Annotated in this window: 29 protein-coding genes and 1 pseudogene (1 of these 30 cut by a window edge); 27 read left to right on the plus strand and 3 right to left on the minus strand. The window is 49.5% G+C overall.

Annotated features, from left to right (window positions below; translation table 11 throughout):
* Positions 1–3: 3 nt before the first annotated feature.
* The 24 genes from AAFJ72_RS01390 to AAFJ72_RS01505 all read left to right on the plus strand — a co-directional run bounded on the left by AAFJ72_RS01390 (position 4) and on the right by AAFJ72_RS01505 (position 15,053).
* On the plus strand, positions 4–189 hold the full coding sequence (locus tag AAFJ72_RS01390; RefSeq protein ID WP_122906764.1) for a type Z 30S ribosomal protein S14: 186 nt from the start codon (positions 4–6) through the stop codon (positions 187–189).
* 27 nt (positions 190–216) lie between these two features.
* Positions 217–615: a 30S ribosomal protein S8 gene (gene rpsH, locus AAFJ72_RS01395; RefSeq protein WP_122906763.1), complete on the plus strand. Its 399-nt coding sequence runs from the start codon at positions 217–219 to the stop codon at positions 613–615.
* A 36-nt stretch (positions 616–651) separates the two neighbouring features.
* The gene (gene rplF, locus AAFJ72_RS01400; protein ID WP_122906762.1) at positions 652–1,188 is read left to right on the plus strand and encodes a 50S ribosomal protein L6; all 537 of its coding nucleotides are present in this window, start codon (positions 652–654) and stop codon (positions 1,186–1,188) included.
* Positions 1,189–1,220: 32 nt separating this feature from the next.
* Positions 1,221–1,583, plus strand: coding sequence for a 50S ribosomal protein L18 (gene rplR / locus AAFJ72_RS01405; protein ID WP_432775792.1), 363 nt, complete (start codon positions 1,221–1,223; stop codon positions 1,581–1,583).
* Positions 1,584–1,601: 18 nt separating this feature from the next.
* Positions 1,602–2,099 (plus strand): 30S ribosomal protein S5, encoded by a 498-nt coding sequence (gene rpsE / locus AAFJ72_RS01410; protein WP_432775793.1) that lies wholly within the window; start codon positions 1,602–1,604, stop codon positions 2,097–2,099.
* A gap of 16 nt (positions 2,100–2,115) precedes the next feature.
* Entirely contained in the window at positions 2,116–2,301 is a 186-nt protein-coding gene (gene rpmD / locus AAFJ72_RS01415; RefSeq protein WP_122906759.1) for a 50S ribosomal protein L30, read from the plus strand.
* Between the two features lie 33 nt (positions 2,302–2,334).
* Positions 2,335–2,775, plus strand: coding sequence for a 50S ribosomal protein L15 (gene rplO / locus AAFJ72_RS01420; protein ID WP_122906758.1), 441 nt, complete (start codon positions 2,335–2,337; stop codon positions 2,773–2,775).
* Entirely contained in the window at positions 2,775–4,070 is a 1,296-nt protein-coding gene (secY, locus tag AAFJ72_RS01425) for a preprotein translocase subunit SecY (protein WP_432775794.1), read from the plus strand. Before rplO ends, secY begins: the two co-directional genes overlap by 1 nt.
* 61 nt (positions 4,071–4,131) lie before the next feature.
* The gene (locus tag AAFJ72_RS01430) at positions 4,132–4,776 is read left to right on the plus strand and encodes an adenylate kinase (RefSeq protein WP_122906756.1); all 645 of its coding nucleotides are present in this window, start codon (positions 4,132–4,134) and stop codon (positions 4,774–4,776) included.
* 7 nt (positions 4,777–4,783) lie between these two features.
* Positions 4,784–5,530 carry a type I methionyl aminopeptidase gene (map, locus tag AAFJ72_RS01435; RefSeq protein WP_122906755.1) on the plus strand — a complete coding sequence of 249 codons (747 nt, stop codon included), beginning with the start codon at positions 4,784–4,786 and terminating at the stop codon, positions 5,528–5,530.
* A gap of 117 nt (positions 5,531–5,647) precedes the next feature.
* Entirely contained in the window at positions 5,648–5,866 is a 219-nt protein-coding gene (infA, locus tag AAFJ72_RS01440) for a translation initiation factor IF-1 (protein ID WP_003333772.1), read from the plus strand.
* Positions 5,867–5,900: 34 nt separating this feature from the next.
* Positions 5,901–6,014, plus strand: coding sequence for a 50S ribosomal protein L36 (rpmJ, locus tag AAFJ72_RS01445; protein ID WP_122906754.1), 114 nt, complete (start codon positions 5,901–5,903; stop codon positions 6,012–6,014).
* A 21-nt stretch (positions 6,015–6,035) separates the two neighbouring features.
* Positions 6,036–6,404, plus strand: coding sequence for a 30S ribosomal protein S13 (gene rpsM / locus AAFJ72_RS01450; RefSeq protein ID WP_122906753.1), 369 nt, complete (start codon positions 6,036–6,038; stop codon positions 6,402–6,404).
* 16 nt (positions 6,405–6,420) lie between these two features.
* Positions 6,421–6,822, plus strand: coding sequence for a 30S ribosomal protein S11 (rpsK, locus tag AAFJ72_RS01455; RefSeq protein ID WP_122906752.1), 402 nt, complete (start codon positions 6,421–6,423; stop codon positions 6,820–6,822).
* 156 nt (positions 6,823–6,978) lie between these two features.
* Positions 6,979–7,923, plus strand: a complete 945-nt coding sequence (locus tag AAFJ72_RS01460; protein ID WP_122906751.1) for a DNA-directed RNA polymerase subunit alpha — start codon at positions 6,979–6,981, stop codon at positions 7,921–7,923.
* Between the two features lie 127 nt (positions 7,924–8,050).
* Positions 8,051–8,410, plus strand: a complete 360-nt coding sequence (rplQ, locus tag AAFJ72_RS01465; protein ID WP_005828799.1) for a 50S ribosomal protein L17 — start codon at positions 8,051–8,053, stop codon at positions 8,408–8,410.
* A 181-nt stretch (positions 8,411–8,591) separates the two neighbouring features.
* A complete protein-coding gene (locus AAFJ72_RS01470) occupies positions 8,592–9,443 on the plus strand; it encodes an energy-coupling factor transporter ATPase (RefSeq protein ID WP_432775795.1) in 852 nt (283 codons plus the stop codon).
* On the plus strand, positions 9,419–10,291 hold the full coding sequence (locus tag AAFJ72_RS01475) for an energy-coupling factor transporter ATPase (protein ID WP_432775796.1): 873 nt from the start codon (positions 9,419–9,421) through the stop codon (positions 10,289–10,291). Before AAFJ72_RS01470 ends, AAFJ72_RS01475 begins: the two co-directional genes overlap by 25 nt.
* A 2-nt stretch (positions 10,292–10,293) precedes the next feature.
* A complete protein-coding gene (locus AAFJ72_RS01480; protein WP_432775797.1) occupies positions 10,294–11,091 on the plus strand; it encodes an energy-coupling factor transporter transmembrane component T family protein in 798 nt (265 codons plus the stop codon).
* Complete coding sequence (truA, locus tag AAFJ72_RS01485; protein WP_122906747.1) at positions 11,088–11,822, plus strand: tRNA pseudouridine(38-40) synthase TruA; 735 nt, start codon at positions 11,088–11,090, stop codon at positions 11,820–11,822. The genes AAFJ72_RS01480 and truA overlap by 4 nt, the downstream gene beginning before the upstream one ends.
* A 253-nt stretch (positions 11,823–12,075) precedes the next feature.
* Entirely contained in the window at positions 12,076–12,513 is a 438-nt protein-coding gene (gene rplM, locus AAFJ72_RS01490; RefSeq protein WP_122906746.1) for a 50S ribosomal protein L13, read from the plus strand.
* A 20-nt stretch (positions 12,514–12,533) separates the two neighbouring features.
* Positions 12,534–12,926 (plus strand): 30S ribosomal protein S9, encoded by a 393-nt coding sequence (rpsI, locus tag AAFJ72_RS01495; RefSeq protein ID WP_122906745.1) that lies wholly within the window; start codon positions 12,534–12,536, stop codon positions 12,924–12,926.
* A gap of 190 nt (positions 12,927–13,116) precedes the next feature.
* Complete coding sequence (gene cwlD / locus AAFJ72_RS01500) at positions 13,117–13,833, plus strand: N-acetylmuramoyl-L-alanine amidase CwlD (protein WP_122906744.1); 717 nt, start codon at positions 13,117–13,119, stop codon at positions 13,831–13,833.
* Between the two features lie 116 nt (positions 13,834–13,949).
* The gene (locus tag AAFJ72_RS01505; RefSeq protein WP_432775798.1) at positions 13,950–15,053 is read left to right on the plus strand and encodes a P-loop NTPase; all 1,104 of its coding nucleotides are present in this window, start codon (positions 13,950–13,952) and stop codon (positions 15,051–15,053) included.
* A 102-nt stretch (positions 15,054–15,155) separates the two neighbouring features.
* On the opposite strand, the gene gerD is transcribed toward AAFJ72_RS01505, so the two are convergent.
* Entirely contained in the window at positions 15,156–15,776 is a 621-nt protein-coding gene (gerD, locus tag AAFJ72_RS01510) for a spore germination lipoprotein GerD (protein WP_122906742.1), read from the minus strand.
* Between the two features lie 125 nt (positions 15,777–15,901).
* Here gerD and AAFJ72_RS01515 point away from each other — a divergent pair, with 125 nt between their 5' ends.
* Complete coding sequence (locus AAFJ72_RS01515) at positions 15,902–16,489, plus strand: KinB-signaling pathway activation protein (RefSeq protein WP_122906741.1); 588 nt, start codon at positions 15,902–15,904, stop codon at positions 16,487–16,489.
* Positions 16,490–16,536: 47 nt separating this feature from the next.
* On the opposite strand, the gene pdaB is transcribed toward AAFJ72_RS01515, so the two are convergent.
* Positions 16,537–17,307 carry a polysaccharide deacetylase family sporulation protein PdaB gene (pdaB, locus tag AAFJ72_RS01520; RefSeq protein ID WP_432775799.1) on the minus strand — a complete coding sequence of 257 codons (771 nt, stop codon included), beginning with the start codon at positions 17,305–17,307 and terminating at the stop codon, positions 16,537–16,539.
* Between the two features lie 126 nt (positions 17,308–17,433).
* Here pdaB and AAFJ72_RS01525 point away from each other — a divergent pair, with 126 nt between their 5' ends.
* Positions 17,434–18,087: a stage II sporulation protein M gene (locus tag AAFJ72_RS01525; RefSeq protein WP_432775800.1), complete on the plus strand. Its 654-nt coding sequence runs from the start codon at positions 17,434–17,436 to the stop codon at positions 18,085–18,087.
* A 143-nt stretch (positions 18,088–18,230) separates the two neighbouring features.
* Here AAFJ72_RS01525 and AAFJ72_RS01530 read toward each other — a convergent pair.
* Positions 18,231–19,751, minus strand: a pseudogene (locus tag AAFJ72_RS01530) (IS1182 family transposase); the annotation flags it as partial.
* A 346-nt stretch (positions 19,752–20,097) separates the two neighbouring features.
* Here AAFJ72_RS01530 and AAFJ72_RS01535 point away from each other — a divergent pair.
* A protein-coding gene (locus AAFJ72_RS01535; RefSeq protein ID WP_122906738.1) for a hypothetical protein crosses the window boundary here: on the plus strand, positions 20,098–20,170 show its start. 161 nt of this gene lie beyond the right edge of the window; only the first 73 of its 234 coding nucleotides appear in the window; its start codon is at positions 20,098–20,100; its stop codon lies off the right edge, out of view.

The following is a 20,170-nucleotide window of genomic DNA, read 5'->3' on the forward strand; positions in this document are numbered from 1 at the left end:
AATGTGGCAAAGAAATCAATGATTATCAAGCAACAGCGCAAACCGAAGTTTGCAGTGCGCGCGTATACTCGTTGCGAGCGTTGCGGACGTCCGCACTCCGTATTGCGCAAATTCAAACTCTGCCGTATTTGCTTCCGTGAACTTGCTTATAAAGGTCAAATTCCAGGCGTGAAAAAAGCAAGCTGGTAATTTGAAACGGGAAGGAGGTTTTCTCTCATGGTTATGACTGATCCAATCGCAGATATGTTGACACGTATTCGTAACGCTAACATGGTTCGCCACGAGAAAGTGGAGATCCCAGCGTCCACCATCAAGAAGGAAATCGCGCGCATTCTGAAAGAAGAAGGCTTCATCCGTGATGCTGAGTTTGTTGAAGACAACAAACAAGGAATCATCCGCGTATTCCTGAAATACGGTGCGAACAACGAGCGCGTTATCACAGGTCTGAAACGTATCTCCAAACCAGGACTTCGTGTCTATGCGAAAAGCAATGAAGTACCTAAGGTTCTGGGTGGCCTCGGTTGCGCGATCATCTCCACATCCAACGGTGTGATGACTGACAAGCAAGCTCGTCAAGCTCATGTTGGCGGAGAAGTTCTTGCATACGTTTGGTAATTAACAGATTGTAAAAAAGCACAGGAGGTGCACCACATGTCTCGTGTCGGTAGAAAACCGATCGTGGTACCTGCAGGCGTTACCCTCACTCTGAACGGAACTGAGCTGACGGTAAAGGGCCCTAAGGGTCAACTCGTTCGTAACTTCCATGAAGATATCAAAATCAACATTTCTGAAAACGAAGTTGTTGTAGAGCGTCCAAGCGACAACAAACTGCATCGCTCTCTGCATGGTACAACTCGTGCGCTGATTGCCAACATGGTAAAAGGCGTATCCGAAGGCTTCACTCGTACTCTGGAGCTCGTCGGTGTAGGTTATCGTGCTACGAAAAACGGGAACGGCGTTACTCTTTCTCTCGGTTTCTCCCACCCAGTGGAAGTTACTCCAGAAGCGGGTATCGAAATCGATGTACCAAACCAAACCACTCTGGTGGTAAAAGGCATCAACAAAGAGCGCGTAGGTCAAGTTGCTGCTGAAATTCGTTCGCTGCGCAAACCTGAGCCATACAAAGGTAAAGGTATCAAGTACAGCGATGAAGTGGTTCGTCGTAAAGAAGGTAAAAAAGGTAAATAAGCTTCTAGCTTCATGAGAAAGGAGGCCGCTTAATGTTTACGAAACCTGATAAAAACAAAGCTCGGAAAAAACGTCACCTGCGTATTCGCAAACGCGTGATTGGTTCTGCAATCCGTCCGCGCCTGAACGTGTTCCGTTCTTCCAAGCACATCTACGCTCAACTGATTGATGATGCAAATGGTGTAACACTGGCATCTGCATCTTCTCTGGATAAAGAGCTGGGCCTGAAAAATGGCGCTAACGTGGAAGCTGCTGCTGCTGTAGGTACATTGATCGCTAAGCGTGCACAAGAAAAAGGTACGACTGAAGTGGTTTTTGACCGCGGTGGTTACATCTACCATGGACGTATTAAAGCACTGGCAGAAGCAGCTCGTGAAGCTGGTCTGCAATTCTAACAACAAGGAGGGTAAGGAATGCGTATCGACCCTAGCAAATTAGAGCTCGAAGAAAAAGTAGTCGCTGTTAACCGCGTAGCGAAAACGGTTAAAGGTGGACGTCGCATGAGCTTCAGCGCCCTGGTTGTTGTGGGTGACCGTAACGGCCACGTAGGTGCTGGTATGGGTAAAGCTCAAGAAGTTCCAGACGCCATTCGCAAAGCGATTGACGACGCTAAGAAAAAATTGATCCGTGTACCGTTGAGAGGAACGACTGTTCCACACGAAGTTATGTGCCAATTCGGCGCGGGTAAAGTTCTCATCAAACCTGCTGCACCTGGTACTGGTGTTATCGCCGGCGGTCCTGTTCGTGCCGTACTCGAACTGGCTGGTGTAGGCGATGTCTTGAGTAAGTCTCTTGGTTCCAACAATCCTATCAACATGGTCAACGCTACGCTGGAAGGCCTCGGCCGTCTGAAAACAGCGGAAGAAGTCGCGAAACTGCGCGGTAAGACTGTTGACGAGTTGTTGGGTTAATAAGGAGGGAATGAACATGGCAAAATTGCAAATCACCCTCAAACGTAGCCTGATCGGTCGCACTGTAGACCAAAAAGATACTGTAAAAGCTCTGGGTCTTCGCAAAATCAACTCCACTGTAGTGAAGGAAGACAACGCTGCGATCCGTGGAATGATTTTCAAAGTGAAGCACTTGGTTGAAGTGAAAGAAGTAGAAGCATAATCAAACATCTCAATTAGTTAGGAGGTGCAACGTATGAAATTGCATGAACTGAAACCTGCAGAAGGATCCCGTCACACTCGTAAGCGCATTGGTCGCGGTATCGGTAGCGGTACTGGCAAAACTGCTGGTAAAGGTCACAAAGGTCAAAACGCTCGTTCCGGCGGCGGAGTTCGCCCTGGTTTTGAGGGTGGTCAAAACCCATTGTACCGTCGTCTGCCTAAGCGCGGTTTCACTAACATCAACCGCAAGGAATTTGCGATTGTTAGCCTGGATGCGCTGAACCGTTTCGAAGAGGGTACTGTTGTAACACCTGAACTGTTGAAAGAAACTGGTGTTATCAGCGCACTGCGCGACGGTGTTAAGGTTCTTGCTAACGGCGAACTGACTGTGAAGCTGACTGTAAAAGCTCACAAGTTCTCCGGAGCTGCAGCTGAGAAGATCGCTCAAGTCGGTGGAACAACCGAGGTGATCTAATGTTAGCGTCCTTAACTAACATTTTTAAAATTGGCGACTTGCGTCGGAAGATCCTGTTTACTCTCATGATGTTGGTCGTCTTCCGGATCGGTAGCTTTGTACCGGTTCCGAATGTCAACGTCGAGCTGTTTCAGCAGAACACAAACCACTTGTTGGGTTTGTTGAACACCTTCTCTGGTGGAGCACTGCAAAACTTCTCGATTTTTGCCATGGGTATCATGCCATATATTACGGCATCGATTATCATGCAGCTGATGTCGATGGATGTTGTGCCTAAGCTGACGCAATGGGCACGCGAAGGGGAGGTTGGCCGTCGCAAGATCGCTACCGTTACCCGTTACGCGACAATCATCCTTGGCTTGATTCAGTCAGTTGGGATGACAATCGGCTTTAATAATATGGCACCTGGCTTGCTCAACGACACTTCGATTGGCAGCTATGCACTCATCGCGCTGACACTGACAGCTGGGACCGCGTTCATGATGTGGATGGGGGAACAGATTACGGAGAAGGGAATCGGCAACGGGATTTCGATCCTGATCGTTGCCGGGATCGTCGCCAACATTCCAACCGGAGTTACGACGATCTACACCACACAGTTCGGTGATCCTTCCCAGAATGTTTTCTTCAGCATCGTCAAAGTTGCGATCATTCTGCTGGTAATCCTCGCTATTATCGTCGGGGTTATCTTTATGCAGCAAGGTATCCGCAAAATTCCGGTGCAATACGCGAAGCGAGTGGTTGGACGTAAAATGTACGGTGGTCAATCCACCCACATTCCGTTGAAAATCAACTCTGCCGGTGTTATTCCCGTAATTTTTGCTGTCTCGCTGGTACTGTTCCCGTCGACAATCGCACAGTTCTGGGTGGATTCATCCGGAACAGGGTTTGCCAACTGGATTTATCAAAACTTCCAAGTGACTGAACCGTTGGGAATGACGTTGTACGCTATCCTGATTCTCGGTTTCACCTATTTCTACACATTTGTTCAGATTAACCCTGTACAAATGGCAGAAAACATGAGAAAAAATGGCGGTTACATTCCTGGTATCCGACCCGGTAAAAACACTGAGGTATACATTACTCGTACACTAAACCGTCTAACTTTGGCTGGCGCATTGTTCCTGATGGCAATTGCCATTTTGCCATTCTTCTTCAGCAAGCTGGCTAACCTGCCGCAGCAGATTTACATCGGCGGCACTTCGCTCTTGATTGTGATCGGGGTAGCTCTTGACACAATGAAGCAGATCGAAAGCCAGATGATTAAACGCCATTACCAAGGGTTTATCAAGTAATGACTTAGATGTTTAGAGAAAAGCTTCTGCAGCTTTTCTTTATGGGACGGAGGGAATGGACGTGAACATAATCCTGATGGGGCTGCCTGGTGCCGGTAAAGGAACACAGGCAGAACGTATCGTAAAAGAGTTTGACATCCCGCACATTTCGACTGGCGACATGTTCCGAGCAGCGGTTAAAAACGAAACGCCGCTCGGACTGCAAGCCAAATCCTTTATGGATAAAGGTTTGCTTGTTCCCGATGAAGTAGTCATCGGAATTGTGCGGGAGCGCCTCTCGATGGACGACTGCGCGAAAGGATTCCTGTTGGATGGTTTTCCGCGCACAGTCCCGCAGGCGGAAGCGTTGACAGCTACTGTGAAAGAGCTGGGACGCGAAATCGATCATGTGATTAACATCAACGTTCGTCGCGAGCAATTGATTGAACGTCTGACCGGTCGCTGGATCTGCCCTGTATGTGGAGCTAGCTATCACACGATGTTCAATCCTCCAAAAGAGGCTGGCGTGTGTGACAAAGATGGTGGTAAGCTGTATCAGCGTGATGACGACAAGATCGAAGTGGTAACACAGCGTCTTGATGTCAACATCGCCCAGACTCAACCACTCATCGACTACTACTCCGCACAGGGGCTCCTGCGAGATATCGATGGGGAACAAGATATCCAGGTAGTGTTTGCGGAAATTAAGTCGTTGCTAAGAGGGTAATTGCCGAATGATTATCCTGAAGTCGAAAGCAGAACTTGAGGTTATGCGCGAAGCTGGTCGTATCGTCGCACTCACCCATCAAGAGCTGGCCAAGGCGATCAAGCCTGGTGTCACGACAAAGCAGCTTGACGAAATTGCCGAGACATTTATTCGCAGCATGGGAGCAGTTCCATCATTTAAAGGCTACGGTGGCTTTCCAGGTAGTATCTGTGCTTCAGTCAATGAAGAACTCGTACACGGGATCCCAGGAAAACGGACGTTGCAAGAAGGAGACATCATCAGTATCGACATCGGTGCCCAGTTCCAGGGGTACCATGGAGACTCCGCTTGGACGTATCCGGTCGGCAAAATTTCCGCGGAGAATGAAAAGCTGTTGCGGGTAACGGAAGAGGCGTTGTTCAAGGGGCTTGAAAAAGCTGTTCCTGGGGGACGATTGTCCGATATCTCTCATGCCATTCAGGTTCACGCAGAAGCTGCCGGCTTCACACTCGTCCGCGAGTATGTGGGGCATGGGATTGGGCAAAACTTGCACGAAGATCCGCAGGTTCCTAACTACGGCCCGCCTGATCGGGGTCCACGGTTAAAACCAGGCATGGTGTTGGCAATTGAGCCAATGGTAAATGCCGGCGAACGTTATGTCCGCACATTGGAGGACAATTGGACGGTAGTAACATTGGATCGGAAAACATGTGCTCATTTTGAACACACCATCGCGATTACGGAAGATGGCTATGAGATTTTAACACGAACATAATGCGAGAGTACCGAGTGTTTCGGGATTGTCGTCCAACGTGTCGACGATAAGTTCGTTGTGTGATCATTTCGCAAAACTCATGGTCCGACTGAAGAGCAGAAGAAAGGAGAGCTTACCATGGCAAAAGATGATGTCATTGAGGTAGAAGGTACAGTAATTGAGCCTTTGCCGAACGCTATGTTTCGAGTAGAATTGGAGAATGGACACAAAGTCCTCGCTCACGTCTCCGGAAAAATCCGCATGCACTTTATCCGCATCCTGCCGGGGGATAAAGTAACTGTTGAACTGTCACCGTACGACTTGACCCGCGGACGTATTACGTATCGCTACAAATAGCAAGCAAAACCCCTAGAAAAGGGAGGCAAGAACCATGAAAGTGAGACCTTCGGTTAAACCGATCTGCGAGAAATGCAAGGTTATCCGTCGTAGAGGTAACGTAATGGTTATTTGTGAAAATCCTAAGCATAAGCAAAAACAAGGGTAAACAAGGAGGTGCTTTTGACACATGGCACGTATTGCAGGCGTAGACTTGCCGCGCGAAAAACGCGTTGAAGTTGCTCTTACCTACATTTTTGGTATTGGCCGCCCCACGTCTCAAAAAATTCTGGCCGCTACTGGCGTAGATGTGAACACTCGTGTTCGCGATCTGACAGAAGACGAAGTAAGCAAACTGCGTGATTACATCGACAAGAACGTGAAGGTGGAAGGCGATCTCCGTCGTGAGATTTCCTTGAACATCAAACGTCTGATGGAAATCGGATGCTTCCGTGGAATCCGTCACCGTCGTGGACTGCCAGTTCGCGGTCAACGTACTAAAACAAATGCTCGTACACGTAAAGGCCCACGTCGTACAGTAGCTAACAAGAAGAAGTAAAGGAGGGTAAACTGACATGGCGAAAAGAAAACAGGCTACAACAACTCGTACCCGTCGTCGTGATCGCAAGAATGTTGAAGTCGGCGTAGCGCATATCCGCTCCACTTTCAACAACACGATTGTAACCATCACAGATCCACACGGTAACGCGATCTCTTGGTCCAGCGCTGGTTCCCTCGGCTTCAAAGGCTCCCGTAAAAGCACTCCATTTGCTGCGCAAATGGCTGCTGAAGCGGCTGCACGTGTTGCTATGGAACATGGCATGCGTTCCCTCGAAGTATCGGTAAAAGGTCCAGGTGCTGGTCGTGAAGCAGCGATCCGTTCCCTGCAAGCAGCTGGTCTCGAAGTGAACATGATTAAAGACGTGACGCCAATTCCGCACAACGGTTGCCGTCCACCAAAACGTCGCCGCGTGTAACTGGTTTATATTGTTCAGAACATGTCCATACTAGAATGGTAAATTCTGATTTATAGCTTGTCATGCACGCAAACGGTAAACCGCCGGGGAAATTCCTGAGTGGGCACGTATGCGGCCCACCCAAGGATTTCGACGTTTTGAAGGAGGGTTTGTTTAATGATAGAAATAGAAAAACCAAAAATCGAGGTTGTGGAAGTTAGCGACGACAACTCGTATGGAAAATTTGTTGTAGAACCTCTGGAACGCGGATACGGGACTACCCTTGGCAACTCGCTGAGAAGGATTCTTCTTTCGTCCTTGCCAGGTTCGGCAGTTCGTACTGTTCAAATCGACGGGGTTCTTCACGAGTTCTCTACGGTTGAAGGCGTCGTTGAAGATGTAACCGAGATCATCCTGAACATCAAAGGCTTGGCGCTGAAGATCCATTCCGATGAAGAAAAAGTAATCGAGATCGATGCAGAAGGCGAAGGCGTTGTCAAAGCGGGAGATATCCGTGCTGACAGTGATGTGGAGGTCTTAAACCCTGATCTTCATATTGCAACGTTGGCCAATGGCGGTCGTCTGCATATCCGCATGACAGCTGGACGTGGTCGTGGTTATGTTCAATCAGATGGAAACAAGTCTGAGGATCTGCCAATTGGCGTGATTCCGATTGATTCGATCTATACGCCGATCAAGCGCGTTAACTATCAGGTGGAAAATACCCGTGTAGGGCAAATGACCAACTACGATAAGTTGACACTTGAGGTTTGGACAAACGGCAGCATCAGTCCGGAAGAAGCCGTTAGTCTCGGCGCAAAAATCATGACGGAGCACTTGAACCTGTTCGTCGGTCTGACCGATGAGGCCAAAGATGCTGAGATCATGGTTGAAAAAGAGGAAGACAAGAAAGAAAAAGTGTTGGAGATGACAATCGAAGAGCTAGATCTTTCTGTTCGTTCCTACAACTGCTTGAAGCGTGCCGGTATCAACACCGTGCAAGAGCTGACGCAGAAGACCGAAGAGGACATGATGAAAGTCCGCAACCTGGGTCGCAAATCTCTGGAAGAAGTGCAGGAAAAGCTGGCTGAACTCGGCCTGTCCCTGCGTAGCGACGACTAGAGAAGCAAACCCTGACAGCAGACTTTTGTTCTCTCAAGTCAGCCCTCGTTTGGGGGAATACAGATCTGGCTTCCCGACAGTAGAAGTCTCTACGTAGTGTTGCCAGCTTGAAAAGGGAGGTAAAGACATGGCATACCGTAAATTGGGTCGTCGTAGTGCAGCTCGTAAAGCGTTGTTCCGCGACTTGGTAACGGACCTAATCATCAACGAGCGCATCGAAACTACAGAGATGAAGGCGAAAGAACTGCGCCCAATCGCTGAGAAAATGGTTACGCTCGCGAAACGTGGCGATCTGCATGCTCGTCGTCAAGTTGCTGCTTTCGTTCGCAAAGAAGTTGCGAATGCAGAAGGTCGCGATGCTGTACAAAAACTGTTCGATGAAATCGCGCCTCGCTTCAAAGAGCGCAACGGTGGATACACTCGTATCCTGAAAGCCGGCCCTCGCCGCGGCGACGCTGCTCCGATGGCGTACATCGAATTCGTTTAATAATGGATAGAAACTGGTCATTTTACATGGGAAACGAGACACAACCTCGATACCGGTAATCGACCGTGAAAAGGGTGGGGGCAGATCTGGTCATAGGCTGGACTCTGATTCAACCCTTTTTTTCTTTCTCTAAGGAGAAATCCTGCTAGTCTGCAAAGGCTGGAGAGGATGTGAATGCCTCATGAATGAAGAGAACCTGCTGGCACTGCAAGATGTATCCTATACCTATGATGATGAGCTTGGCAGTCGTGTCCCGGTATTGAAGGACGTCGATCTGACCATTCAAAAGGGTTCCTTTGTGTCTGTATTGGGTCATAACGGTTCGGGCAAGTCTACGATGGCAAAGCTGATGAATGCCTTGCTTTTGCCAGAGGGCGGCAAGGTGCTCGTCGCTGGAATGGATACGTCCCAAGGGGAACTGGTTTGGGAAATACGCCGCCATGTGGGCATGGTCTTTCAAAACCCTGACAATCAGATTGTCGGGGCGACGGTGGAAGATGATGTGGCCTTTGGGCTTGAGAACATGGGCGTCGATCCTGCACAGATGCGCCAGCGTATTGATGAGGCGCTGGCTTCGGTCGGGATGGAGTCGTATTTGCTGGCGCAGCCGCACCGGCTGTCAGGGGGACAAAAGCAACGCGTGGCAATCGCGGGCATTATGGCGATGCGGCCATCTGTCATCATCCTGGATGAAGCGACAGCGATGCTTGATCCCCAGGGCAGACAGGAAGTGCTGCAACTGGTCAGACGGCTGAATCGTGACGAAGGAATTACCATCATCAACATTACCCATTTTCCCGAAGAAGCGGTCTATTCGGACAAGGTCGTTGTGATGAATGCCGGAGAAGTTCTGATGGAGGGGCCGCCTGGTGACGTGTTCAACCAGGTAGAACGTTTGAAAACGGTAGGGCTGGATGTTCCCTTTGCCGTCCGCCTCCGACACATGTTGGCTGCCAAAGGGATTGATCTACCGTTTGTACTGCACCAAGAGGAGCTGGTGGAGCACGTATGCAGATTACTTTTGACCAGGTAAGCCATATCTACGGAAAAGGAACACCGTTTGAGCGGGTAGCCTTGCACGACATCTCGTTTACGATTCCGTCCGGTTCGTTTGTCGGGATTATCGGGCAGACAGGCTCTGGCAAGTCTACCTTGATCCAGCATTTGAACGGCTTGCTTTTGCCCAGCGCTGGGACCATTACTTTGGGGGACACAGTTATCACCGCAAAGCAGCGTTTGCCTCACGAGCAAAGACGGAATATCGGGCTTGTTTTCCAGTATCCGGAGCATCAACTGTTTGAGGAAACAGTGGCAAAAGACGTTGCCTTTGGACCTTCGAACTTTGATTTGCCGGAAGCGATGGTAGAGGCCCGCGTGAAAGAGGCTCTTGAAATCGTTGGACTGGATTACGAAAAAGTCAAGGACCGTTCGCCTTTTCACCTGAGTGGCGGGCAAATGCGCCGTGTCGCGCTGGCGGGAGTTCTGGCCATGCAGCCAAAAGTGCTTGTATTGGACGAGCCGACGGCAGGGCTGGACCCGATGGGGCGTCAGTCGATTCTGGAAGCGATCTACCGCATTCACCAGGAGCAAAAGCTGACGACGCTATTGGTCACCCACAGCATGGAGGAAGCAGCGCGCTACGCCGACTATATGCTGGTACTGGCACAGGGCAAGATCGCCTTGCAGGGCAAGCCGGATGAAATCTTCATGCAGGCAGAACGTCTCCGCGAGCTTGCTTTGGATGTGCCGGAGACAGTCGCTTTTGTGTCGAGGCTGAATCAATTGCTGCCGGACAAGGAAAGTCTGCCAAACTCCGTTTATCGGGAGGAAGAGTTGATTGCCCATCTGCTGGAACGACTGTCCGTACCGAAGGAGGGCTAGGCATGCTGCAGAATATTGCCATTGGTCAGTACGTACCTGGGCATTCCTTTTTACATCGCGCAGATCCGCGAAGCAAACTGCTCTTTATCATTCTTTTTGCAACGCTAGTCTTTTTGGCCAACAATACGATCACCTATGCCGTATTGGTAGCCTTCACCCTGTATGCCGGGCTGCTCTCCAGGCTGTCGCTTGGCTACATCCTAAAAAGCCTGAAGCCGGTATGGATCTTGATCGTGTTTACGATCATCCTGCACATTTTCATGACAAAAGGCGGCGCGGTGTACTTCCAATGGGGCTGGTTTACAGTCGAGGAACGTGGAATACAACAAGCGATCTTCATTTCCTTGCGTTTGGGACTCCTGGTAGTGATTAGCTCCTTGCTGACGTTGACCACATCGCCAATCGATTTGACGGAGGGACTGGAGCGCCTGCTCGGACCATTTGGCCGGATTGGGGTTCCTGTGCACGAAATCGCCCTGATGATGTCGATTGCGATCCGGTTCATTCCGACCTTGATGGAGGAGACGGATAAAATCATCAAGGCGCAGACGGCCAGGGGAGCCAATTTTACGAGCGGCAGTCTCGTGAAGCGAGCGCAAAGCCTGATCCCGATTGCGATTCCGTTGTTCGTCAGCGCGTTTCGCCGGGCCGAGGATCTCGCTTTGGCGATGGAAGCGCGCGGCTATCGAGGCGGTGTTGGGCGGACCCGATTGCACAAGCTGGCCTTTTCCTGGCGAGATGCCGGGATAGCAGTTGCCGGAGTGTTGCTCGCGATTACGATTGGATGGTGGCGTGCATGAAGCGGTTACGCTGTGTATTGGGATACGATGGAACAGATTTCAGCGGTTTTCAGGTTCAACCCGATCAGGTAACGGTGCAAGGGGAGATCGAAGCCGCTCTGAAACGAATCACGGGAGAGGAGATCCAAATCCATGGTTCGGGTCGTACCGATGCCGGGGTGCATGCGCGCGGACAGGTGATTCATTTTGATACGAACAGTCACATTCCGTTGGACAAGTGGCGGTTTGTGCTGAATAATCAGCTGCCTGATTCAATCGTGATCCGGTCGGTAGAAGAGGTGCCGGAGACTTTTCACGCCCGTTTTGACGTACGGGTGAAGGAGTATCGGTATTGCATCGACAACAACCCGGTGGCAGATGTATTTCGCCACCGCTATGCCGACCACATCCGCTTTCCGCTGGACGTGGAGGCGATGCAGCAGGCCGCACGTCATTTGGTGGGAGAGCATGATTTTACGTCGTTTTGCTCGGCGAAGACATTTGTCGAGGACAAGGTGCGAACGGTGTACAGCCTGACTGTGGAGCGCTTCGGCGGCGAAGTGTGGGTAACGTGCCGCGGCAACGGCTTTTTGTACAACATGGTGCGCATCATAGTGGGCACCTTGGTAGAGGTCGGGCAGGGCAAACGCCATCCCGATGAGCTGAAAAAGATTCTTGCGGCACGGGATCGGGAGATGGCAGGAAAGACAGCGCCAGCCAAAGGTCTGACCATGTGGGAGGTCGTCTATTAACAGACAGATTTCCAACTATTAGACCGAGGGAAGGCCCTTGACTACGCGTCTGCGATGTAGTACGATATTCCTTGGTATTTTAACCCCGCCTAGCCCCACTCTAGCCCCGGGATTGAAAGACAAGTTCGTGATAAATGAAACACCTGGAAGAGTTGCTCACCCGTTAGCAGCAATTTTCTTCCATTGCAAGTTTCGATTGTTTTGGTTATAAGTAGATGGACATGTAAAGGTAAGATACTTAGGAGGGACAAAAATGCGTACCACATATATGGCGAAACCGCTCGAAGTTGAGCGCAAATGGTACATCGTTGACGCAGAAGGCCAAACGCTGGGCCGTCTGGCAAGCGAAGTAGCTTCTATCCTGCGTGGCAAACTGAAACCTGAATTCACTCCACACGTTGACACTGGCGATTTCGTAATCGTAATCAACGCTGACAAAGTGAAATTGTCTGGTAACAAGCTGCAAGACAAAATTTACTACTCTCACTCCCTGTATCCAGGAGGTCTGAAAAAGACTACAGCTGGCGACATGCTGAACAAAAAACCAGCTCGTATGTTCGAACTGGCTGTAAAAGGCATGCTGCCTAAAAACAGCTTGGGACGTCAAATGTTCACGAAGCTGAAAGTATACGCTGGCGCTGAGCATCCTCATGCAGCACAAAAACCAGAAGTTTGGCAAATTCGCGGTTAAGGTAAAGGGAGGAAATATACGTGGCACAAGTACAATACTACGGTACAGGTCGTCGTAAGCACTCCGTAGCACGTGTTCGCCTGGTTCCAGGTGAAGGTCGCATCGTTATCAACAAACGTGATATGGATAATTACTTTGGTTTGGAAACACTGAAATTGATCGTAAAACAACCACTCGTTCTGACTGAAACCCTCGGTCGTTACGATGTACTGGTTAACGTAAACGGTGGCGGAACCACTGGTCAAGCTGGTGCAATCCGTCACGGCGTTGCTCGCGCTCTGCTGAAAGCAGACCCAGAACTGCGCGGCGCTCTGAAACGCGCTGGCTTCCTGACTCGCGACCCTCGCATGAAAGAACGTAAAAAATACGGCTTGAAAGCAGCTCGTCGCGCGCCTCAATTCTCCAAACGCTAATTTTTCCGTTTGGCAAGGCTCTCGAACTTTTTTGGTTCGGGGGTCTTTTTTTATGCTATATATCGCTGTCAAAAGCCCCGCTCCGCTGCCTTTCCAAACCGCAAGCCCCCCTCACAGCCCATGCGTGGAATAATTGTTTCTGTTTGTCCATATGATGGAACGAGAATGGGACAAAAGGGGACGATACGCCGTGATACGAAAAGGGGTAGGCTGGATACTGGCTTTTGCTTTACTGGTGGTGCTGTTCACCTACGAATCACCGGATCGTTCGTCGTGGATGGCATGGTCGCTGCCGCTGACAGGAACCGTCATTGCCATCGACCCGGGACACGGGGGCAAAGACGGTGGTGCTATATCCAGCACAGGCGATGTGGTGGAAAAGGAGGTGACGCTGGCAATCAGTATGTACTTGCGGGATTTTCTCCAGCAGTCAGGCGCGTTTGTCATCATGACGCGGGAGGAAGACAAGGATTTGGCATCGCCGGAGGCTGACCTGGCCAAAAGAAGAAAAGCAGAAGACATTCGCAACCGGGTGAAACTGGTGAATGACAGCTCTCCCGATTTGCTGGTCAGCATTCACGTCAATTCCATCCCTTCACCTAAATGGTCGGGTGCGCAAACGTTTTACTCGCCTACGTTTAAAAAAAGCGCGGAGGTATCCTATCTCATCCAGGATGAGATCAAGCGGGTGCTGGGCAATACCGATCGTGTGCCGAGCAAGACGAACAACGTATTTTTGATACGGGAAGTCAACTGCCCGGCTGTTTTGGTCGAGGTTGGGTTTGTCAGCAACACCGAAGAAGCGAAACGGCTGCAAAGCCAGGAGTACCAAAAAGCGATGGCGAATGCGATCTACCAGGGGATTTTGCGGCAGTATTCCGGTGAAAAAGTGCCAATGACACCTTGAACGGGCGGCGGCTGTGTCCCGCCCGTCCGAATGTGCTATAATGAACGCGCAAACCATCTAGTGATAGAAGGTATGGAAAAATGATGGCCAAGACGATATAGATGAGGTGAGCAACCATGTTGACCAGAGAACAAATTCTGGAAGCGCTGCGTGATGTGAAGGATCCTGAAATCAATCGCAGTCTGGTCGAGCTGAACATGATCCGGGACATCCGCGTTGAAGGCGCTACAGTGAGCCTGACAGTCGTTTTGACGATCTCCGGCTGTCCTCTAAAGGCCAAGATCGAAGACGACGTCATAGGGGCTGTGAAAGCGCTTGGAGCGGAGGAAGTGCGCGTGCATTTCGGCTCGATGACCGATGAGGAGCGAGCAGCCCTCAGCGCTCAGCTGCGCAATAACCAGGGCGGACAAACACATAATATGACGCCGGGACAAGCTCCTTTGCTCAATCCGATTCTGGCCAAGGATTCGAAGACAACCTTTATCGCCATTACATCCGGTAAAGGCGGCGTAGGGAAGTCAACGGTCACTGTCAATCTGGCCGTAGCCATGGCTCGCCTGGGGAAAAAGGTCGGGATTATCGACGCCGACATCTATGGCTTCAGCGTGCCGGACATGATGAACATCGACCAGCGCCCGACTGTCATTGGCGAAACGATTCTCCCTGTAGAAAAGCAAAACGTAAAGGTCATGTCCATGGGCTTTTTCGTCGAGGACAACTCCCCGATTATCTGGCGCGGTCCGATGCTCGGAAAAATGCTGCGCAATTTCTTTACGGAAGTGCATTGGGGCGAAGAGCTGGACTACTTGCTGCTGGACCTGCCGCCAGGAACGGGCGACATGGCTTTGGACGTGCATACGATGATTCCGCAAAGCAAGGAGATTGTCGTGACAACGCCGCATCCTACGGCAGCTTTTGTCGCGGCACGTGCCGGGGCGATGGCAAAGCGGACGGGACACGAAATTCTCGGTGTCGTGGAAAACATGGCCTGGTACGAAGCGAAGGACGGCTCCAAAGAGTACGTCTTCGGCCGCGGAGGCGGTGGAAAACTGGCAGAGACGCTGGCTACCGAACTTTTGGCGCAAATTCCGTTGGGACAGCCGGACAACCATCCATCTGAGCCGGATTATTCTCCTTCTGTTTACCGGGAAAGCTCCGAAATCGGACAGTTGTACCGTGACATGGCGAAACGCGTCATTGAAAAATGTGAGCAGAAGTAAGCGCAAAAGATACCAAAAAGGTGGGCTCTGGATGAGAGCTCACCTTTTTTCTTACGCTAAAACGCGGTCGCTCATCCTTGAACGGCTTCGTCAGAGGCTTTCTTAGGAAGAGGAGTCGCCACCGGAGTCTTCGCCCTTGCCTTTTTTCTTCGACTTGAGTTCTTTTGGCTTTGTCAGGTCTTCGGAGACCTTTGTCATGATTTTCATCAGTTCTTCTTGGAACAAAGGGCTTTGCAAGGACTCCTTCATGATTTGCATGGTTTGCTGGCGGTAAGCAGCGCTTTTCATCAAATCCATGAGATTTTTTTCAAACTCGGGGTCCTTCATCAGGCTGATGAGCTGTTTTTGGTACTCAGGGTCTTTCATCAGATCCTTCATCAGCGTTTTTTGCTCGTTCTTCATCGATTTGGCCAATGTGCTGGCGAATTTCGGATCTTTGAAGGCCTCTTTGATGTGGGGGCTGTTCGGATTCGTCATGCTTTGTATTAAAGTGGTGCGAACAGTGGACTCGTCAATCATCAGGTTTTGCTTGAACTTTTCATCTTTCATCATTTTGCTAACGGATTGCTTCGCTTCGTCAGTCTGCAATATGTCCAGCACCATGTCTTTGACACTCTTATAATCAGGCTGAGACGAACTTTGTGCTTGCCCGCCGCTTGAGCAACTGGATAGGACCAGACAGACAATTGCGGAGAGCCAAAAAGACAATGCCTTTTTTCTCATGGGGTGGACACCTCCTTCTTTACTCTGCCTAAGAGTAACGTGCGCATTTTGTTTTGTTCTTACGCTAGTATTTTCTTGTATCCATTGGTACAATCATATTCGATGTGGAATGGAGGGAATGTTTGGTGAGCTTAAGAAAGTATGGTTGGCTTTTTGTCACCACGTTGCTCTTGGGGGGACTGGGAGGGGTTCTGGTCGCCTTTATTTTTGATTTGGACAAGCTTTCGGAAGGCAGCGCGGGCAACTTTTTTGTCGGCACACTGATGTATCTTTTGTATGGGATGACCATTAGCATTGTGGCCCAGATGGGTTTTTTTGCGTATATGACAATCAATTATTTTGCCAAAACGATTTTCAAGACGCCTTCTTTGTGGCAGAGCGTTCAAGTTTTTTTCATACTCTTTGTCTTTTTTGACATGATTTACCTCCGCTACACGTCGCTGGGCGAAGGAAAAGGAGTCGGACCATACTTTATCGAGCCGATTTTGCTTTTGATTGTCGCTCTGGTTACTGCTTACGGAAAAGTAAGGCTGACGAACAGAACGGCGTGGATTCCCACGATGTTTTTCATGTTTGTCATCACGGCTCTGGAATGGATTCCGGCCCTGAAGGAAGACAGTGTGCATGCGACATTGTCCATGCTTGTACCTTTACTGTTTTGCAACGTATGGCAAGTGATGCATTTGCATCGTCTGGTAAAAAGAGAAAGCTGACCTTTATCGCGGTCAGCTTTTTTGTGTAATCAGGCTTTTGCGGGTGTTTAATTGACTTCCTTGCTCTGGATGCTGGTGCCGGCGATCAGTTCGGATACCGTGACGAACTCGTATCCTTGCTTGCGCAGCTGATCGATAATAACGGGAAGGGCTAGATGAGTCTCCTTGGCGGAATCACTCGCATGCATCAGGATGATGTCGCCAGGATGGGCTTTGGACAGGACGTTTTGGATGATGACATCTTTTTTCGGCTCGATCCAGTCCTTGGAGTCCGTATCCCACTGGACAACCGTATACCCCATCCGGTTGGCAATTTCCAGTACGCGTTTGTCAAAATCGCCATTCGGCATGCGAATCAGGGTCGGTTTTTTTCCAGTCATCTCTGTCAGGATGGAGTCAGCCTTTGCGATCTGGCTGCGAATTTCCTCATCCGTGTATTTGCTGTAGTTGTCGTGCTTATGGCCATGCGAACCGATTTCCAGTCCAGCCTCCTTGATTCTTTTCACAATTTCCGGATGGCGCTGACTCCAGGGAGAGGACAGGAAGAAGGTTGCCTTGTTTACATTTTTTTCTTTCAGTACATCGAGAATAGGGAGTGCGCGTGTTTCTCCCCAACTGATGTCAAAGGTGAGAGCAATTTTCTTCTCCTTGGTATCTACCTTGTAGATTGCCTGGGGCCCTTGCTTGTTGCCGCTGCTGGAAAAAGCCGCGATCGTATCGCGTTCCGCATAGCCAATCACTGCGGTCAGCAGAATAGCTGCCGCGATAATGAGGATTTGCTTCAAACGGTTGGTACTCACGACATAAATGAATCTCATGGATAAGCACCTCCTTTGTCCGATAACAGTTTATGCAGGGAAGACAAGGATATTCTTTGGCCAGTTGGCTATTGTTGAGGTACAATGCATATAGTGAATGTAAGAGGCAGTAAAGGAGCGTTGCTCATGAACAAAAGACTGCAGCGTCTGTGGTTGGATAACAAACGATTTTTCCTGACCGCTTGTCTCATTTTTTTCGGGAGCGGTCTAATTGGCTATTTGCAGGCCCCCGCCATGGATCCCGTGGTGAAGAGCATGATGGAGCAACTGAAAGAAGTTGCGGATCGGATCAAAGAGAGCGGGGGAGGCGTGTTCGCTACGTTTTGGACGATTTTTTCCAACAACGTACTCAGCGCCTTGATGATGATGGCCCTTGGATTGTTTTTTGCATTCTTTCCCATAATTGGAATGCTGACAAACGGGTTGCTGCTCGGGTACATCATCGCGAAATCCAGTGAGATTGGGATTAGTCCGTGGCTGGTTTTCAGCGCAGGCATTTTGCCACACGGGATTTTTGAACTGCCTGCAGTCCTGTTTGCCGCGGGAATCGGCATACGGCTCGGGATACTCAGCCTGCGATCAGTCGGGTTGCTGTTTGCGCCGCACAATCAGGAGCGCGTGAAAAATGACTGGTACGACACTCTCAAGCAATTTCCAGCTGCGGTGATGATCGTCATTGGATTGCTTCTGATTGCGGGGATCGTAGAAAGTTCGATTACGCCTTTTATTCTCAAAGCCACGATCGGGGAACAATTACAGCAAATGAACTTGCTGAAATAATTCAGAGTTGCTAACAAATTAAAGGGGCTGTCCAATAAGTCCCCAAAATAAAAAATGGGCGGAAAACCGAAAGGTTCCCGTCCATTTTTTAGTTCCTTCGTCTCTTTATTGATGAAGGCAGTCAGGCGGATGCTCGCCACCTTCAGTAGATTGTGGGCTAAAGCCACAATCCCAAACTCTGTATGAACCTTATCCAACCCTCGCAAGGAAAATCGGCGGAACGACCGATTGCCCTTGATGTGACCGAACACGCTTTCGACTTCGACTTTACGCCGAAAATAGATAGCGGACTTCTCGTCATCCTCAAGGGCTCCTTTGGCTTTTGCTTTCAACTCTTCCCAGATCGTATTCCAGTGTACCTGGCGGTTTCCTTTTGCTTTCGTACAGGCTGACTTGAGTGGGCAATCCCTGCAATCCTCACATTCATAAATCTTGAAGCTCTGTTCCAGACCAGAATGTGTTTTTTTCGTTTGATATTTCTTAAATGGAACATTTCGGCCGTTAGGGCAAATGAATCGATCATCCAACTCTTCGTACGTCCAATTCGATGCATGTCGTATATCTTTTTGGTAACTTCTCGTTTTCTCTTTCATGTAGTTGCTATAGGGAATGAGAAAATCAAAACGCGGCTCTTTTTCTTCTCCAACTGCATACAAATAGTTTTCCTCACTGCCATAGCCCGCATCGGCAATGACCGTTTTTGGCATCGGTAAAGAAGACGCAGCCAGTCGTTCCATATGTGGAATGAAGCATCGCGTATCCGTTGGACGTTGATGAAGGCTGTAAGACAAAATAAACTGGTTTTCCGTGGCTATTTGCACGTTGTATCCCGGCTTTAACTGCCCATTTTTCATGTGGTCTTCCTTCATTCGCATAAACGTGGCATCCGGGTCTGTTTTGGAATAACTGTTGCGCTCACCGAAGATGACCTTTTGCTGTTCATACTTCGTCAGGCGGGGAAGAAAATCCTCACGGATTTGTTTTAGGGGTTGCTTCAGGGCACTACGCTCTTGGCGCAAGATTTTCCGTTCGGCACTCTCACTTGTGTTAGCGATTTGTTCCGTCAATTCTTCGACTTTTTCCTCCAATGCGGCGGCGGCTTCTTCGAGCTTGGCAGGGAGTTCCTCTGAATGGACAGCGACATACTCTCCAGCCTCTTGTCGGGTAAGGCTATGAATATGGGCAAGGGTCTCCTGGATCTTTTCCTTCAGCTTCTCTTCAAAGCGAAGTACGGACTTTTTCCATACAAAGGAATACTTGTTTGCATTGGCTTCGATCTTCGTGCCATCGAGAAAGTAGTTTTCCATCGTGATGTAATTGTCCGCAATCAGCTTTTGAATCATGGTTTCAAACAACTCGTCTATGAGAGCTTTCATGCGTACACCACGGAACTCGTTTATGGTCCGAAAGTCGGGCTGTTGCATCGCAGCCAGCCACATGGCAGGGATGTTCTCTTGCAACAGCTTTTCGATTCCACGGCAGGAATAGACTTTCTGCGAGTATCCGTAAAGAATGACTTTCAGCAGCATTTTCGGATGATAGGAGCTGCGACCGCCCCCTGTATAATGCGCGAACAACTGCTTGTCTGGAATGGCCTCGATCATCTCATCAATGACACGTGCCACATGATGGGGCGGGATATACAATTCCAAATCCAGAATCATTTGGATTTGCTTGTTGTCGTAAGATTTGAATGTAGGAGCAAGTTTTCGTTTGGCAATCCTATTCTTTTCTATATCCCCTAGAGGAAGTGAAAGTTCCGTGATATACTGTTCAGTAGTAGTCGTTCGATTACGCAAAAAAATCGCCCTTTCTGAGTTGGTGGTGTGGTAACTTCCATTCTACAGGATGTGGCGATTTTTTTGTGCCTAATTTTCACATTTCAAATAAAAACGGGGCCTCCAGCAGTCAGTTTACACTGACTTTCTGGACAGCCCCTTTTCAATTTGAATAGGGTTGAATTTGGATGGAAAGGATAGAGGTTAGATTCGTAAGGCGGAGGCGATATCGTTGTTAGGGTTTTTGTTTAATGCCAAAGAAGTGCAAGAACTAGAGTATTTACTGAAACGGGAACTCGAAGAAA

Origin of the sequence: Brevibacillus gelatini (assembly GCF_050920745.1) — a bacterium.
Classification (GTDB): domain Bacteria; phylum Bacillota; class Bacilli; order Brevibacillales; family Brevibacillaceae; genus Brevibacillus; species Brevibacillus gelatini.

What these genes read in the sequence shown, in the direction of transcription:
- map (WP_122906755.1), top strand. Translation starts at nt 4,784, where the DNA reads ATGATTATCCTGAAGTCGAAAGCAGAACTTGAGGTTATGCGCGAAGCT.
- secY (WP_432775794.1), top strand. Translation starts at nt 2,775, where the DNA reads ATGTTAGCGTCCTTAACTAACATTTTTAAAATTGGCGACTTGCGTCGG.
- AAFJ72_RS01475 (WP_432775796.1), top strand. Translation starts at nt 9,419, where the DNA reads ATGCAGATTACTTTTGACCAGGTAAGCCATATCTACGGAAAAGGAACA.
- AAFJ72_RS01460 (WP_122906751.1), top strand. Translation starts at nt 6,979, where the DNA reads ATGATAGAAATAGAAAAACCAAAAATCGAGGTTGTGGAAGTTAGCGAC.
- rpsE (WP_432775793.1), top strand. Translation starts at nt 1,602, where the DNA reads ATGCGTATCGACCCTAGCAAATTAGAGCTCGAAGAAAAAGTAGTCGCT.
- AAFJ72_RS01505 (WP_432775798.1), top strand. Translation starts at nt 13,950, where the DNA reads ATGTTGACCAGAGAACAAATTCTGGAAGCGCTGCGTGATGTGAAGGAT.
- rplM (WP_122906746.1), top strand. Translation starts at nt 12,076, where the DNA reads ATGCGTACCACATATATGGCGAAACCGCTCGAAGTTGAGCGCAAATGG.
- rpmJ (WP_122906754.1), top strand. Translation starts at nt 5,901, where the DNA reads ATGAAAGTGAGACCTTCGGTTAAACCGATCTGCGAGAAATGCAAGGTT.
- AAFJ72_RS01525 (WP_432775800.1), top strand. Translation starts at nt 17,434, where the DNA reads ATGAACAAAAGACTGCAGCGTCTGTGGTTGGATAACAAACGATTTTTC.
- rplF (WP_122906762.1), top strand. Translation starts at nt 652, where the DNA reads ATGTCTCGTGTCGGTAGAAAACCGATCGTGGTACCTGCAGGCGTTACC.
- truA (WP_122906747.1), top strand. Translation starts at nt 11,088, where the DNA reads ATGAAGCGGTTACGCTGTGTATTGGGATACGATGGAACAGATTTCAGC.
- gerD (WP_122906742.1), bottom strand. Translation starts at nt 15,776, where the DNA reads ATGAGAAAAAAGGCATTGTCTTTTTGGCTCTCCGCAATTGTCTGTCTG.
- AAFJ72_RS01470 (WP_432775795.1), top strand. Translation starts at nt 8,592, where the DNA reads ATGAATGAAGAGAACCTGCTGGCACTGCAAGATGTATCCTATACCTAT.
- rpsH (WP_122906763.1), top strand. Translation starts at nt 217, where the DNA reads ATGGTTATGACTGATCCAATCGCAGATATGTTGACACGTATTCGTAAC.
- rpmD (WP_122906759.1), top strand. Translation starts at nt 2,116, where the DNA reads ATGGCAAAATTGCAAATCACCCTCAAACGTAGCCTGATCGGTCGCACT.
- rplQ (WP_005828799.1), top strand. Translation starts at nt 8,051, where the DNA reads ATGGCATACCGTAAATTGGGTCGTCGTAGTGCAGCTCGTAAAGCGTTG.
- rpsK (WP_122906752.1), top strand. Translation starts at nt 6,421, where the DNA reads ATGGCGAAAAGAAAACAGGCTACAACAACTCGTACCCGTCGTCGTGAT.
- rplR (WP_432775792.1), top strand. Translation starts at nt 1,221, where the DNA reads ATGTTTACGAAACCTGATAAAAACAAAGCTCGGAAAAAACGTCACCTG.
- rplO (WP_122906758.1), top strand. Translation starts at nt 2,335, where the DNA reads ATGAAATTGCATGAACTGAAACCTGCAGAAGGATCCCGTCACACTCGT.
- pdaB (WP_432775799.1), bottom strand. Translation starts at nt 17,307, where the DNA reads ATGAGATTCATTTATGTCGTGAGTACCAACCGTTTGAAGCAAATCCTC.
- AAFJ72_RS01480 (WP_432775797.1), top strand. Translation starts at nt 10,294, where the DNA reads ATGCTGCAGAATATTGCCATTGGTCAGTACGTACCTGGGCATTCCTTT.
- infA (WP_003333772.1), top strand. Translation starts at nt 5,648, where the DNA reads ATGGCAAAAGATGATGTCATTGAGGTAGAAGGTACAGTAATTGAGCCT.
- rpsM (WP_122906753.1), top strand. Translation starts at nt 6,036, where the DNA reads ATGGCACGTATTGCAGGCGTAGACTTGCCGCGCGAAAAACGCGTTGAA.